Origin of the sequence: Streptomyces flavotricini (assembly GCF_020639365.1) — a bacterium.
Lineage (GTDB): Bacteria > Actinomycetota > Actinomycetes > Streptomycetales > Streptomycetaceae > Streptomyces > Streptomyces flavotricini.
On sequence record NZ_JAINUL010000007.1, the window covers coordinates 1 to 710 of the forward strand.

Here is a 710-nt window from a genome sequence, read left to right on the forward strand (position 1 = left end):
CCGGAGGTCTTCGCCGGCCTGCCGGCCGACCGGCTGATCCACAGCGCCCAGTACCGGACCCGGATCGCGGGGATCGCGCGCGACGAGCCGGTGCGCGCCGTGGTGGTCGGCGGGGCGCAGAGCGCCGCGGAGATGTTCTACGCGCTGCACGAGAACCTCCCGCAGAGCCGGGTGACCATGCTGGTGCGCTCGATCGGCCTGCAGAACTACCAGACCAGCAAATTCGTCAACGAATTGTTCTTCCCGTCCTTCGTGGACGAGTTCTACGACAGTCCGCCGGAAGTGAGGGCGCAGCTGCTGGACGAAATGCGGTTCACGAATTACGCGGGTCTGGCGCCGCCGTTCCTCGACGAGCTGTACACGATGCTCTACCGGCAGAAGGCCCTGGGACCGCAGCGCTCCGAGGTCCGCGCCATGACCGAGGTCGTCGGGGCCCGCGTGGAGGACGGGGACGTCGTCCTCGACCTGCGGGACCGCCTCAGCGGCAAGACCGAGCCCCTGCGCTGCGACCTCGTACTCCTCGGCACCGGCTACGACCCGCGCAAACCGGCCCTCGTACGGGAACTGGCGGCCCGGGTCGGGATCGACCGGGTCGAGGTCAGCCGCGCCCACCGGGTGGAACTCGGCGAGTCGGCCTGGGGAGCCGTGTACCTGCAGGGCGTCAACGAGGAGACCCACGGCATCGCCGACTCCCTCATCAGCGTCCTCGC

Annotated in this window: 1 protein-coding gene; it reads left to right on the forward strand. The window is 69.6% G+C overall.

The window, feature by feature from the left end:
* A partial coding sequence (locus tag K7B10_RS40065; RefSeq protein WP_229345898.1) for a SidA/IucD/PvdA family monooxygenase occupies nucleotides 1-710 on the forward strand: 710 nt, incomplete at both ends.